Below are 13,074 nucleotides of genomic sequence, written 5' to 3' on the forward strand. Positions count from 1 at the left end.
CATTTCTGAAACACCGGGGGGTCGTTACATGAACTTAAAAATCAAACTAATTCTCCTTTTCACTTGCATTGTTATCGTTGCAGCGGGGCCTTTGTCCGTCATTAGTATGACAAGCGTTAAAAATCAGGCCAACCATGATATCCAAGAGCTTATGAACAGCAAAGCCTCCGAAACCGTCCATCAGCTCGACGGATGGATAGGTGGTAACGCCAAAATTATTGAAACACTGACTGCAAGCCTGGAATCCAGCGATATTTCATCAGATGCCAAAGCCGTATCTCTAAAAGCAGCTTTTCAAAACTATAAAGATCAAAATATTTCTAATATTTATGCGGGCTTTGAAGATGGATCTTACTGGGATGGATCCGGCTGGTTTGAAGCAGGTTATGATCCTCGCGCTCGTCCGTGGTACAAGGACGCCAAAACCAAGGGAGAAATGTATTATTCCTCACCTTACACTGATGCAGGCAGCAATGACTTCACCATTTCCATTGCTAAACCTCTCAAGAATTCCAACGGCTCTATCACCGGGGTAGTCAGCGAGGATATTATGCTCAACGATATGACAAAAATGATTAAAAGCATAGATCTGAACGGATTAGGCTACGCATTTTTGATTGACCAAAATGGAGCCGTGATCGCGCACCCAGACAACAAACTGGCTGGTAAAGATCTCAAGGACAACCCCGAGTTGGGTTCATCAACCGCGGCCTTACTGAGCACAGCTTCGGGAAAAACAGACTATAGCTACAATGGTAGTGAACGTCAGCTTTATTTTAAAAAGATGCCTAGCACAGGCTGGATTGTAGGGTTGTCTATTTCCAAAGATATTGCTTTTCAGGAGTATTACTCCACTCGTAATACGTTGATTATTACGGTTGCTATCATCTTGGTCGTCGCTATGCTGCTAGCAATCTGGGCGGCAAACAACTTTATTAAGCCGATTCACAGACTCCAAGCGAATGTCAAACGTATAGCTGAGGGGGATATGACCGCTCGTGTGGATATTAAGGGTAAAGATGAAATTGCCAGCCTGGGGACAGATTTTAATATCATGTCTGATAATCTCTCTCACCTGCTGCGCAAGGTATCAGATACTGCGGGCGATGTCAGCTCAGCTTCCCATGATATGCATCAGCATGCTAAGGATACTGGAACCATTGCGTCACAAATCTCCAGCGCAGTTCAGGAGCTTGCCCAAGGAGCGAGCGATCAAGCTGAGGCTGTATATTCCGGCTCCGAGAAGCTGACTCACATGACAGGCTCCATCGACCAGATTGGCGAAAGTGTCAAACGGACCCAAACTGCCGTATTCGAAACAGATTCTGCTGTGCTTGCAGGGTATGAAACAGCAGAACGTCAAGCGAAACTGGCCGCCGAGTCCAGACAAACGACGACTGCGGCAGGAGAAGCCGTAGATTCGCTCGCGCTGAAAACTCAGGATATTGAGCGGCTGGCCGGGGCCATTCACGATATCGCCGCACAAACAAACCTGCTGGCCCTTAATGCATCCATCGAAGCAGCACGGGCCGGGGAACACGGACGAGGTTTTGCCGTCGTCGCGGGAGAAGTAAGAAAGCTGGCTGAGCAAGCGGGCAGTTCCAGTGACAGTATCATGAGTAAGCTGGAAGAAATTAAAATTGCAGGAGTACAAAGCGCAGAGGAAATGAAGAAGGCTCTTGCTGTAACTGTAGAACAGGAGCATGCTGCCATTGCAACGAGACAGGCTTTTGAATCCATTCGTGGGGCTTCTCAGCATATGCTTGCCCAAATTGAGGACGTTACCGCCGCTGCAGATCATCTCCGTGTGAATGCTGGACATATTTCCGATGTCATTTCCAGCGTTGTCGCTGTTTCTGAACAAAGTGCAGCATCTACAGAGGAAGTGGCTTCTTCTGTACAAGAACAAGGTCATGCCATGAACAATATTGCCGACCTTTCTGCCAAACTCGATTCTCACGCTGATCTTCTATTGGAAGAGGTCAAACGCTTTAAATTGTAAGACTAACCATCTTCATAAATATGGTATACAAAAGAGGGTGCCCCGAACGGCCATATGGCCGTTCGGGGCACCCTCTTCGTTGTTTTTTATCAAGCGTTATCCAACCTACTAAGCCGTATGTAGACTACACCTCTTAGTAAGAAGCCTGTCCACTTTCGGTGTCCAGCTTAGGAAGAAGCGTGAATTTGCGGCAAGTCCTGTTGTGCCATCTCATCTCCAAAGAATAGGTCGTCCAGCGAACTGAGCGTTCCATCCTCTTCCACTTGGTAGACAGACATTTTTTCACCATTCACCTGAAGTTCGATAAAGCATCCCCAGCAATAAAATTGATGGGAGCCGATTTTGCCGATATCTTTGGAATTACAATTCGGACATCTCAATAAACTCACCCTATCCATTAACAGAATATATGGCTTTTTCCAGACGCTGCTCGCTTAACGGGGGAACCATAACAGCATTTTCCCCGATGGACATATCTTCGGTGCAGGGCAGCCATTTCCGCCCTTCTATAATATCCGATACAAAACCATCGCTGATTTCCAAGCCTATTATGTTATTGCCCATTTCCTGGTCAAAATAAACATCCGAGATGTGCCCGAGCATAAGCCCTTCCTCTGTTAGCACGGATAGATCCTTCAGTTTACCGGGTCCAAGCAAGTACGTATGTTGTATATCATGGGCCTCCGTTTTACGGACAGCCTGCTGATTGCGAATCATGATCGCATCCTCACCGTAAGCAACGATGTCATCCCAAGCAACCATTTTCACGTGAGAAGAAAAAAGCCCTTTTCCTTCCAACTCGATCCCTGTGATTCGCCAATCAGCTGTCACCATAAAGTCATGTATTTTGCCAATCTGCTTCCCGTTCTCCACATCGAAAACGGCAAGTCCGATCATATCTTGAAGCTTCATATATAGGGTACCTCCTCATTCTGCAATCCGAACGAAGGTGCGGTCCTTTTCCTACATGCCTGTCAGACCTTGCTTCCGTTCATGCAATGAAATGGAAAACCGCCCCTCCCTTCTTATTAAAATGCGGAGAAATCCCTAGTACCTAGTACGCAGCCGCTTCCATATGGTTTCAATTTTCTTGGCCGTGTATTCCATTTCTTCCGTAGTATTACCCAAACCGAAGCTAAACCGAATCGCTGAATGTAAAACATCTTCAGGAAGATCCATCGCTTGCAATACATGCGATAGCTCTAGAGATCCGGAAGTGCAGGCTGATCCGCTTGCTGCTGCGATTCCTTCCATGTCAAGGTTCATCAGCATGGTCTCTGTACCAATGGCCGGAAAGCTAACATTGAGGACATTAGGTAAAGAATGATCAGGATCACCGTTAATTACAAAATTTTGGCTGCCCAGAGTATCTTCCAACCCTTTAAGCAACGTCTGACGAAGAACCGTATCGTGCGCACCACGCTCCTCAATGGAAGCATTAGCAAGAGTCGCAGCTTTAGCCAGACCCGCAATACCAGCGATGTTTTCTGTTCCGGCGCGGCGTTTCTTCTCCTGAAGTCCCCCATGCATTAGCGGCTGAATGCGTGTACCCGGACGGATATATAATGCACCCACCCCTTGCGGTCCGTTAATCTTATGACCCGACACACTCAGTAAGTCAATCGGGAGATTCCGGCAGTCGATGGATATATGACCGAAAGCTTGAACCGCGTCTACATGGAATACAATGCCATGTTCTCTCGCAATCTGCCCTACTTCTGAGATCGGCTGAATGACGCCCACCTCATTGTTGGCATACATCATGCTGATCAAAAAAGTGTCCGGTCGAATGGCAGCCTCGATATCCGCAGGGTTCACGCGTCCAAAACCGTTGACCGGGACATAAGTCACCTCATACCCCGCTTTTTCCAGCTCATCACAAGCATGAAGCACTGCGTGATGTTCAACCGCGGTTGTAATCATATGCCCGGAAGTACGGCCGTCTGCCGTAGCCGTCCCAAACAGGGCCAGATTATCGCTTTCTGTCCCTCCGCTCGTAAATATAATTTCTTCAGGCTTACAGCCCAAAGAGGCCGCAACGGCATCCCGAGCAGCGCTGACGGTGCGCTTGGCATCGCGACCAAAGGCATGAACGCTCGAAGCGTTGCCAAATTGGCCGGTCATGATGTCCATCATAGTCTGCGCAACCTCAGGATGCATAGGAGTCGATGCGGCATGATCCAGATAAATTCTGTTCATGTTAATCCACCTCAAATATAGAACATATAATTGTCCAATTCATCATGTTCTTGGTATGTGATCAAGTCCTTAAGTGTAGTAGAATCCAACACTTCAGCGATGCTGTCACGAATTCGCAGCCACAGCTGACGTTTTGCCGGATCGTCTTCTTCCGTGAAATCGACCGGAGAAATCGGACCTTCCAGTACACGAATGATGTCTCCCGCTGTTACTCCTGCCGGTTCATTCGCCAAAATGTAACCGCCGTAAGCACCACGGATACTTTTTACCAAACCTGCATTACGCAAAGGCGCGATGAGCTGTTCCAGATAATGCTCTGACAGCTGATTTTTTTCGGCAATACTTTTCAAAGAAGTTGGACCTTCGCCAAACCTGGCTGCAAGTTCCATCATAATGGTCAGGCCGTAACGGCCCTTCGTTGATATTTTCAATTGTGCCACCTCACTTATAGTAACAATTCCGTTAAACACGCGGAATAACTGGTGTTGTAAACCTCTCTATTCCGATCCTAACCCTCAGCTTATGTTAACATATTAGGGCAGGTAAAGGGAAACATTACGGTAACAATCTTAAAAAAAGTTGCTTTCGGGCGATTTGGAACAGCTTTAGCCCGTTTTATGTAGCTTTCTTCCATCGTTCGCCGTGTCGTTGGATCGTCCAAACATCGTATCTTATTATCGTTTATGTTACAATAGGTGGGTTCTACAACTATATTGAAAAGAATTGGGTGATGACCATGGCTAAAGCCAATCATGAAACCCGTGTCGTCGTCGGGATGTCCGGTGGCGTCGACTCATCCGTTACTGCGCTGCTGCTGAAGGAGCAGGGCTATGACGTAATCGGCATCTTCATGAAAAACTGGGATGACACGGATGAATTTGGCCGTTGTACGGCTGAGGAGGATGCGGAGGATGTGCGCCGTGTCTGCGAACAGATCGACATTCCTTACTATACCGTCAATTTTGAAAAAGAATACTTCGATAAAGTATTCTCCTATTTTCTTGATGAATATAAAGCTGGACGCACACCCAATCCGGATGTCATGTGCAACCGTGAAATTAAATTCGGCGAGTTTCTAAATAAAGCGCTGGATTTGGGTGCAGATTATGTTGCTACTGGACATTATGCACGGGTTGTGGAAGAAGACGGCCACTTTACTTTGCTGCGAGGCGTGGACAGCAACAAGGATCAGACTTATTTTCTGAACGCGTTAAGCCAAACACAGTTGTCCCGAGCCATGTTTCCCATCGGTCATCTGCCGAAGCCAGAAGTGCGTAAAATTGCGGAAGCTGCGGGACTGTATACGGCCAAGAAGAAAGACAGCACGGGCGTATGTTTTATCGGCGAACGCAATTTCAAGGAGTTTCTGAGTGGATATCTGCCTGCAAAAGGTGGAGATATGGTGGATATCGCTACTGGTGAAGTCAAAGGACGCCACGATGGTCTGATGTACTATACACTGGGTCAACGACAAGGCTTGGGCATTGGCGGCTCAGGTTCAGGCGAACCGTGGTTCGTAGCGGATAAGGATCTGGAGAAGAATATTCTGTATGTGGTACAAGGTGATCGTCACCACAGCCTGTATTCTACCAGCCTGATTGCAACAGATGTGAACTGGATTGAAGGCGCAGATACTCGTCCGTCCGGCGAATTCCGTTGTACAGCCAAGTTTCGTTATCGCCAACCTGATCAGCAAGTAACTTTACAATGGCTTGCCGATGGAACCGTGCATGTCATATTCGATGTACATCAGAAGGCCATTACGCCTGGACAAGCTGTTGTATTTTATGATGGAGAACGCTGTCTGGGTGGCGGAACCATTGATAAGGTTGAAAAACTTCAGCCTGAAACAGTTTAATAAATGACCATTTTGCATTGATATAGCAGGAAATAAAAAAGTCGTCTCTCCAGATTGGGAAGGGACGACTTTTTTATGAAAGTTGTTTTTATTTAATGGATTGAAAAGAGTTCATGATCTGCTCTTTAAATGGACTTCTAGCATAAATATTAACTTATTCCCTCTGTAATTCTTTCAACTATTCCTTTATCAAAATCGTCGAGTTCAGACATTAACAGCTCGTACTGTTTTATAGATTCAGATGTGTTCAATACTCGAAGCACAGCAATACTATAGTGTCCAAGCGTATCAATACCAAAAAGCTTATTTACCTTAGGGTCTCTGAACTGGCTAATATGTTTCAATTTTTCGATTATTTTCTCATTGCATAGTTTCTTTTTAGCGATCTGACTCATTGCATTCAACTGTACCTGATTATGCTGGATATCCAAACATTCCACCAATTGATCGTCACCTATTTTTCCCTCTCGTATTTCTTTTGATAAAGTAAGTAGCTTCATTTTATTATCTTCCATCAATCTAGTTTAACTGGCCCATAATTCTCTAAGAGATACTGCCGTTCATCCCTGTAATTGTTCCAAAGGTGTTCTGCAAGTGCCTTATTTCCAATCCTCTCTGCTTCTTTTATCTCCACCATATAGGCTCTTAGTTCCATGATAATCCTATTTTTGAATTCAAATGTTACATCCAAACTAGGAAATCCTTTAGCATTATTATCAAGAAAATGTTGGTACTCATGCCGCAGTGCACTAATTGAAGCATCCTCATATATATTCAATTACCCAGGCTTTCCTGATCCTTTGGGTGCATACGCCATAATGTCTCTATCTAGAATCCTAACTTCAACTCATGGCTGCTTGCGTATTCTTAATAATGGTACTCCACTCTTCTGAATGAGAAAGTCGTCCGGGACCATATATATCCCTAAATGGATCAGCATCATTCTTACCTAACATAGTATCAGATAATCGATCGAAGTCCCTTTAACTTCAATAGTAGCCTCAGATTTCACCTCATATTTTATTAACAGCCCAATCCAATCTTAGGTTTAATTACTGATGCCTAAAGACTTAAAACTTGACTTTTTAATTGTTGAACCTGAAGAAAATTTCGTGCCCAGAGGCATCACCAGTAGAAAAATCGCTAATAAAGACCATACATAAGAAACTTTTGATAACATCCTCATTTGGGTATATGATGTAGACAAGATCATACTTCAATTGAAAAGGAGCGTGCCTTTATGTCTGATTCATTAGGAATGCTGACACCGGGTAAAAAAGTTTCTTTGAAAGAATGGGACCCCAAGGATACGAAGAATATCAAAAATAAAGAAGAAATCCGACAGGAAACAGATCAATTGAAGGAACGCTTCACGGAATTACAAAGCAAATTATTTACAGAGAAAAAACAATCCGTTTTGTTTGTATTTCAGGGTATGGATTGCAGCGGCAAAGATGGCGTCATCAAACAGGTATTTTCCAACCTTAACCCTGCGGGGGTGACTGTCCACAGCTTTAAATCACCTACGGCTGAGGAATTAAGTCATGATTTCTTGTGGCGTGCTCATAGCGTTACCCCAGGACGTGGATATATTGCAGCATTTAACCGTTCTTATTATGAGGATGTGCTGATTACACGTGTTCACGGACAGATATCCGATAAGCAGGCCAAACGGAATATTAAGCATATCAAGCATTTTGAACAGTTGTTGCTGGATAATGGTGTAAAGGTGGTTAAAATCTTTTTACATATTTCAAAGCAATTTCAGTTAGAAAAGCTGATCGACCGAATTGAAAAGCCTCATAAAAACTGGAAACTCGATCCAAGTGACTTGCAGGAGCGAAAATTTTGGAAGCAATATATCCAGTATTATGAGGATGTATTAGAGCTAAGCGCAACCAAACAAGCTCCTTGGTATGTCGTTCCTTCAGACAACCGTTGGTATAGGGATTATACTGTGCTACGGATTGCCGTTCAAACGCTGGAGGAAATGAAGTTGTCTGATCCTGATCCAAGACCTGAACTTGAATCCCTTTTACCTGAATTGTACAAAGAACGAGATAAAAAATAGCTGTATAGGTACAGCACTAAGCTTCCAAAACCGTATCACGGCTGAGAATGCCTTGAGTCGAGATTGGAAGCTTTTTATTGCATTTTTACATATTATTTCGAAAATGTATAAAGCTTAACTGACTCTGTACCCGATAGCCGCAGCTACAACTCCTACCACAACAGAAGACAGTACATACGTAGCCATGCGTCGGTATTCTTTACGCTCCATCAGTTGAAGAGATTCATAGCCGAATGTAGAGAAGGTGGTGTAGCTGCCACAAAAACCTGTTCCTAGCAGCATCCAGAGTGCAGGCGACAGATGATTTTGCGTAAACTCGCCATAGAGCCAGCCTAGCAGCAATGAACCGCTGATGTTAATAATCCACGTCCCCCACGGGAATACGGTACCCAACCTCTTTCCGGCCCACATGCCAAGCCCGTATCTCGCCAGTGTACCCATGATCCCGCCTGCCGCCGCCCACCAGATCATAAGCGTTCCTCCTTGGGGGCAGCCTGTGTCATTTTTGTACCTAGGCGGATACCTGTCCATGTCAAAAACAGCCCTCCACCTACGCTAAGCAGCAGGTACAACATAGCCGTCAGCATTCGATCATGAACCGTGAGGCGTACAGCATCTACTGCAAAAGTGGAAAAGGTGGTAAAGCCCCCTGTAAAGCCTGTTCCGATGGCAAGTCGAAATCGCGGCTTGATCCGCCATGATCGCAAGGTTACCGTAAAGAACCAACCAAGAAACAGGCAGCCGATCCAATTGATTAGCAGCACACCAAGTGGAAAATCCGCACCCGCCGCAGGCAGCAGCGATTGCAGGCCATAACGGGTAGAGGTTCCAAGCGCTCCGCCCACGGCAACGAATAGCACGTCTTTCATCTTTTTATCCCCTTCTTCGCTCTTGCACGATCATGGTGTAACGTGACGATTTCATACACACCCTGTATATTAAGTCGCATATATATATTAAGTCTGTGAATCCCGCCAGCGCTGGTTTTGCCTGATTTTGGACTCATTCCCCTGCTCAGTAGCCTGATAGAAGGTTTGGTCTGCTATCGAATCGGGCAAATATTGCTGCTTCACATAATGATTCGGATAATTATGTGGATATTGATAGCCAACATGACCGAGCTTTTCCGAGCCTTTGTAGTGTGCGTCACGCAAATGGAGTGGCACCTCGGCCGATTTGATATCGTCCATAGCCGACATGGCCCGTGAAATCGCCGTATATACAGCATTCGATTTGGGGCTTTCCACAGCGAACAAAATGGCCTGTGCAATGTTCAGCTTGGCCTCGGGCCAGCCGTTATTGCGATAGGCTTCAAGCGCACTCACCGCTTGCACCATTGCCTGCGGGTTCGCCAGGCCAATGTCCTCGCTGCTCGCCGCGATGAGGCGGCGGATAAAGGTCATTGGGTCCATGCCGAGCTTTTCTACGGCGTACAGGAACCAGAACAGCGCGGCGTCGCTGGAGCCGCGAATGCTTTTGTGAAAGGCCGACAGCACGTCATACTGTGTGGACTCATCTGCTTTGACAATCGGGCGACGGATGGATTCCTCTGCGACTTCCAGTGTCACGTGAATCGTGCCGTCTGCCAGCGGAGGCGTCGTGAGCGCCGCCAGTTCCAGCGCGTTCAAAGCGCGGCGGATATCACCGTTCGCCATGGACGCGATGTGATCCAGTGCAGCTTCATCTACCTGAAGCTGCATGTAGCCGAGCCCTTTGTCCGCATCGCTCAAGGCGCGGCGCATAGCAGCCAGCGAATGCTCCTGCGTTAGCGCTTCAAGCTGGAACAGCGTAGAACGGCTCATTAAAGCGCCGTTGACGTAGTGAAAGGGATTTTCAGTCGTGGCGCCAATAAACACGATCGTGCCCTTTTCCACCGCAGGCAGCAGTGCATCCTGACGCGAACTGTTAAAACGATGTACCTCGTCGAGAAACAAAATGGTTTTTTTGCCATACATCGATTTATTCGTCTGTGCACGGTCAATGACTTCTCTTACGTCTTTCACAGATGCTTCTACAGCATTCAGACGTACAAAATCGCCTTGCGTGTGTTGCGAGATGATATGTGCCAGCGTTGTTTTGCCGCACCCCGGTGGTCCGTACAACAAAATAGAAGAGACCTGATCTGCCTCTATAGCTCTTCGCAGCAGCTTGCCCGGACCCACAACATGCTCCTGTCCAATATATTCATCCAGCGAAGTCGGACGCAGGCGATCTGCAAGCAACCGATTGCTTGGCGTTGAGTCTTGGGAATATGAAAATAAGTCCATTTCATTCACTTCCTTATGGTTTATGAACGAACACTTTCTTTTATCTTTGAAAACATACTATATTATGTTCGCTCATACGGTTGAAAATCTTGAAAATTCAAGTCATCTATAATCCTGATACGGTGTAAACCGCCTTTTATTCTATCATATTCGTTAACAAGTTGCAGATAGCATGGTCACGGGATAACTGTAGACTTACAAGTCAGCCGCCCACAAAAAAGAAAGAACAGCCTTAGACGAAAGATGAATTTCGTGGCTGTTCTTCGGCTCGCATGACTTCATAATGTCCTTTACTAAGATAAACAGTAAACAAAAAGGAATACACCAACTCAGGCGATGCTTTACAACGCTTTTTCTGCTTACTCCGTCTGTGCCTGTACGTAACTAGGAAGTGAGCCATCATGCAATAGCCACAACTCATGCAGCGCACGGGTACATCCTACATATAGCAACTTGGCATCCCATGCCCGTTCTCCATAATGCTCATGGTCGGCATCCGCCACAATAACTGCATCGAACTCCAGACCTTTAGATAGATACACAGGCAGTACCGACAAACCGCCTTCATATTGCTTTTTACCACCGTCAATCAAATTCACATCTAACCCCGCACTTGTGAAAACCTCATGCAGTTCCACAGCCTCTTTTAAGGTACGGGTCAGCACAGAAACAGTACGATACTCCTTGGAGGACAGCTCTTTTAGAGCGGTGAGCAAACTCTGCTCACGCACCGATGAGTCGTAAGACATCGTACGCACCGGATCGCCACTACGAAATACCGGAACTGCCGTAATACCGCCGCGAACTCCCTGCTCCAAAATCGTGTTTGCAAATTCTATAATTTCCAAGGTTGATCTATAGCTCCGCGTAAGTGCAAAATACCCTGTATGTTCCGGCGCAAAAAGAGAACTCATTTCCTCCCACGCATGTACGCCACGGTATTCATGAATGCCCTGCGATAAATCGCCCAGTATCGTAAAGGAATGCCCTTTCACGAACAAATCCAGCAATGCGATATGAAAAGGTGAAAAATCCTGTGCTTCATCAATGACCACATGGTCAAAACGTTGAGATGACTCTACCTCATGAATCAGCACGTGGAGATACACTAACGCAGTTAGATCTTCTTCACGGATAATCTGTTTTCGCAGATCCGACTGTGTGGCCTTAAAAATAGCAGTCGGCAGAGAAGCCTTCATCTCCGCAGCCGTATCTGCGGGTAACCCTTTAGCTGTCTGAAAAAGCTGCTTGTAGAGCGTCAGTGCATCGTATTGTGGCCATTTTTTAGCATATGCCTTTTCCCGTGCCCCTGCCTTTTTCTTGCGTTCCTTGAGCGCTGCCGCTGAAGGCGACTTTTTCAGCTCCATTTCAATCCAGCGGTGCACTCTTGCCAGCACACGCTCCTTCCGCTTCGCGAGCGGATAAGGCTTATATTCCTCATTGAACCAATTCAGAATCTCAGCTTGTGGCAGTACCGCTCCATCCCATGGTGAAAAATCCCCCTCGGGCACGGAGATGGGCTCCAGTCGTTCAACAAAAGCTTGAAGCAACTCCATAAAATGAACCGAACCCTTGAATCTCCCCGGCGCCTCATCCATGGATTCCTTTCTCAGACTGCCACTCTCAAACCAATAAGATAACGTTTCGGCAGGATCAGCCAAAGGTAAATCCAAACCCAACAAATCCAATGCCCAGTCTGCAAATGTACTTTGCTGAATATTCCCGACCCCCAGCTCTGGAAGTACATCTGAAATATAGTCGAGAAACATATGGTTTGGTGCGAAAATCACCATTTTGTCCGCCGATACCTGATCCTTGTATTGATACAGCAAAAATGCGAGACGATGCAGCGCTACCGTCGTCTTGCCACTACCCGCTACCCCCTGAATAACGAGGGCTGTATTTTTTGCCGCGCGGATGATCTGATCCTGCTCCGCCTGAATGGTAGATACGATATCCCGTAAACGGTTATCCTTGTTTTCTCCCAAACGATAAACGAGAAACTCATCGGAAACAGCAGGCTCGTCGCTTTCACGATTATACGTATCGGCTACCCGTTCCAAGATTTTTTTCCGAATGACAACGTTGCGCTTCAGATAGACCAAGCCCTCAATGGTTCCCTCGGGAGCTTCGTAGGATGCGGTTTCTTCACCACCTGTAAACGAATAAAACAAGCTGGCAATTGGAGCACGCCAATCAATAACCAGTGGATATGCCGACGTTTCTTCACGCTCCACTCCAATTTTACCGATATATAGTGGCTTCCGCTGCCCTCTGCCACGTTCGTCAAAATCCATACGACCAAAATAAGGCTCCTGCGAGCTTTTGGCCAAAGCCTGACGTTTTTCCTCCCGAGCCGATTCTAGCACTTGCTCCGTAAAATCATGCCCGGTGTACACCGGCGTATTGCGAAGCCGTTCCAATCTCCGATCAATTTCCTCCATAGCAAGCGACAGCCTGTGCTGTTCTTCTTGATAGGCACTTTGAAACTCATTCTCCATTTCAGTTACCTCCTAAGAATATCAAGTCTCGATTTCTGCATCGCATTCACTTGCTCCGACACAAAAAGGAAAGTAAGCGTAACACATTTAACCATAAAAATCCAACCCTATTTCCTAATACGCCTATTTCCCTACTCTTTCACAAAAGTATGAAGCTTTGCGGCACCAGTGGAGCG

General features: G+C 46.3%; 13 protein-coding genes. 3 read left to right on the plus strand and 10 right to left on the minus strand.

Going from position 1 to position 13,074, the window contains the following annotated elements:
* Positions 1–28 precede the first annotated feature (28 nt).
* Entirely contained in the window at positions 29–2,002 is a 1,974-nt protein-coding gene (locus T3H97_RS19350) for a methyl-accepting chemotaxis protein (protein ID WP_328800607.1), read from the plus strand.
* A gap of 167 nt (positions 2,003–2,169) precedes the next feature.
* On the opposite strand, the gene T3H97_RS19355 is transcribed toward T3H97_RS19350, so the two are convergent.
* The 4 genes from T3H97_RS19355 to cymR form a co-directional block, all read right to left on the minus strand.
* Positions 2,170–2,382, minus strand: coding sequence for a hypothetical protein (locus T3H97_RS19355; RefSeq protein ID WP_013311529.1), 213 nt, complete (start codon positions 2,380–2,382; stop codon positions 2,170–2,172).
* A 10-nt stretch (positions 2,383–2,392) separates the two neighbouring features.
* Positions 2,393–2,914, minus strand: a complete 522-nt coding sequence (locus tag T3H97_RS19360) for a PRC-barrel domain-containing protein (protein ID WP_069290192.1) — start codon at positions 2,912–2,914, stop codon at positions 2,393–2,395.
* Positions 2,915–3,049: 135 nt separating this feature from the next.
* Positions 3,050–4,201: a cysteine desulfurase family protein gene (locus T3H97_RS19365; RefSeq protein WP_328800608.1), complete on the minus strand. Its 1,152-nt coding sequence runs from the start codon at positions 4,199–4,201 to the stop codon at positions 3,050–3,052.
* Positions 4,202–4,212: 11 nt separating this feature from the next.
* Positions 4,213–4,632: a cysteine metabolism transcriptional regulator CymR gene (cymR, locus tag T3H97_RS19370; RefSeq protein WP_013311532.1), complete on the minus strand. Its 420-nt coding sequence runs from the start codon at positions 4,630–4,632 to the stop codon at positions 4,213–4,215.
* A gap of 299 nt (positions 4,633–4,931) precedes the next feature.
* Between cymR and mnmA the strand changes: the two genes are divergently transcribed.
* Positions 4,932–6,059, plus strand: coding sequence for a tRNA 2-thiouridine(34) synthase MnmA (gene mnmA / locus T3H97_RS19375; RefSeq protein WP_061829363.1), 1,128 nt, complete (start codon positions 4,932–4,934; stop codon positions 6,057–6,059).
* Positions 6,060–6,208: 149 nt separating this feature from the next.
* On the opposite strand, the gene T3H97_RS19380 is transcribed toward mnmA, so the two are convergent.
* Both T3H97_RS19380 and T3H97_RS19385 read right to left on the minus strand, forming a co-directional pair.
* On the minus strand, positions 6,209–6,559 hold the full coding sequence (locus T3H97_RS19380; RefSeq protein ID WP_013311534.1) for a hypothetical protein: 351 nt from the start codon (positions 6,557–6,559) through the stop codon (positions 6,209–6,211).
* A gap of 14 nt (positions 6,560–6,573) precedes the next feature.
* Complete coding sequence (locus T3H97_RS19385) at positions 6,574–6,837, minus strand: hypothetical protein (protein WP_328800610.1); 264 nt, start codon at positions 6,835–6,837, stop codon at positions 6,574–6,576.
* A gap of 462 nt (positions 6,838–7,299) precedes the next feature.
* On the opposite strand from T3H97_RS19385, the gene T3H97_RS19390 reads away from it, so the two are divergent.
* Positions 7,300–8,130: a PPK2 family polyphosphate kinase gene (locus T3H97_RS19390; protein ID WP_328800611.1), complete on the plus strand. Its 831-nt coding sequence runs from the start codon at positions 7,300–7,302 to the stop codon at positions 8,128–8,130.
* A 114-nt stretch (positions 8,131–8,244) separates the two neighbouring features.
* On the opposite strand, the gene crcB (T3H97_RS19395) is transcribed toward T3H97_RS19390, so the two are convergent.
* The 4 genes from crcB (T3H97_RS19395) to T3H97_RS19410 all read right to left on the minus strand — a co-directional run bounded on the left by crcB (T3H97_RS19395) (position 8,245) and on the right by T3H97_RS19410 (position 12,898).
* Positions 8,245–8,601, minus strand: coding sequence for a fluoride efflux transporter CrcB (crcB, locus tag T3H97_RS19395; protein ID WP_328800612.1), 357 nt, complete (start codon positions 8,599–8,601; stop codon positions 8,245–8,247).
* Positions 8,598–8,999: a fluoride efflux transporter CrcB gene (gene crcB / locus T3H97_RS19400; protein WP_328800613.1), complete on the minus strand. Its 402-nt coding sequence runs from the start codon at positions 8,997–8,999 to the stop codon at positions 8,598–8,600. The genes crcB (T3H97_RS19395) and crcB (T3H97_RS19400) overlap by 4 nt, the downstream gene beginning before the upstream one ends.
* 87 nt (positions 9,000–9,086) lie before the next feature.
* The gene (locus T3H97_RS19405; RefSeq protein ID WP_328800614.1) at positions 9,087–10,397 is read right to left on the minus strand and encodes a replication-associated recombination protein A; all 1,311 of its coding nucleotides are present in this window, start codon (positions 10,395–10,397) and stop codon (positions 9,087–9,089) included.
* Between the two features lie 359 nt (positions 10,398–10,756).
* Positions 10,757–12,898 carry a HelD family protein gene (locus T3H97_RS19410; RefSeq protein WP_328800615.1) on the minus strand — a complete coding sequence of 714 codons (2,142 nt, stop codon included), beginning with the start codon at positions 12,896–12,898 and terminating at the stop codon, positions 10,757–10,759.
* Positions 12,899–13,074 lie beyond the last annotated feature (176 nt).

This window comes from Paenibacillus sp. LX16 (assembly GCF_036252815.1).
Taxonomy (GTDB): Bacteria; Bacillota; Bacilli; order Paenibacillales; family Paenibacillaceae; genus Paenibacillus; species Paenibacillus polymyxa_B.

Excerpts from the sequence above, each read along its gene's own strand:
- T3H97_RS19350 (WP_328800607.1), top strand. The coding sequence starts at position 29 with ATGAACTTAAAAATCAAACTAATTCTCCTTTTCACTTGCATTGTTATC.
- mnmA (WP_061829363.1), top strand. The coding sequence starts at position 4,932 with ATGACCATGGCTAAAGCCAATCATGAAACCCGTGTCGTCGTCGGGATG.
- T3H97_RS19360 (WP_069290192.1), bottom strand. The coding sequence starts at position 2,914 with ATGAAGCTTCAAGATATGATCGGACTTGCCGTTTTCGATGTGGAGAAC.
- T3H97_RS19365 (WP_328800608.1), bottom strand. The coding sequence starts at position 4,201 with ATGAACAGAATTTATCTGGATCATGCCGCATCGACTCCTATGCATCCT.
- T3H97_RS19410 (WP_328800615.1), bottom strand. The coding sequence starts at position 12,898 with ATGGAGAATGAGTTTCAAAGTGCCTATCAAGAAGAACAGCACAGGCTG.
- crcB (WP_328800612.1), bottom strand. The coding sequence starts at position 8,601 with ATGATCTGGTGGGCGGCGGCAGGCGGGATCATGGGTACACTGGCGAGA.
- T3H97_RS19390 (WP_328800611.1), top strand. The coding sequence starts at position 7,300 with ATGTCTGATTCATTAGGAATGCTGACACCGGGTAAAAAAGTTTCTTTG.
- crcB (WP_328800613.1), bottom strand. The coding sequence starts at position 8,999 with ATGAAAGACGTGCTATTCGTTGCCGTGGGCGGAGCGCTTGGAACCTCT.
- T3H97_RS19380 (WP_013311534.1), bottom strand. The coding sequence starts at position 6,559 with ATGAAGCTACTTACTTTATCAAAAGAAATACGAGAGGGAAAAATAGGT.
- T3H97_RS19405 (WP_328800614.1), bottom strand. The coding sequence starts at position 10,397 with ATGGACTTATTTTCATATTCCCAAGACTCAACGCCAAGCAATCGGTTG.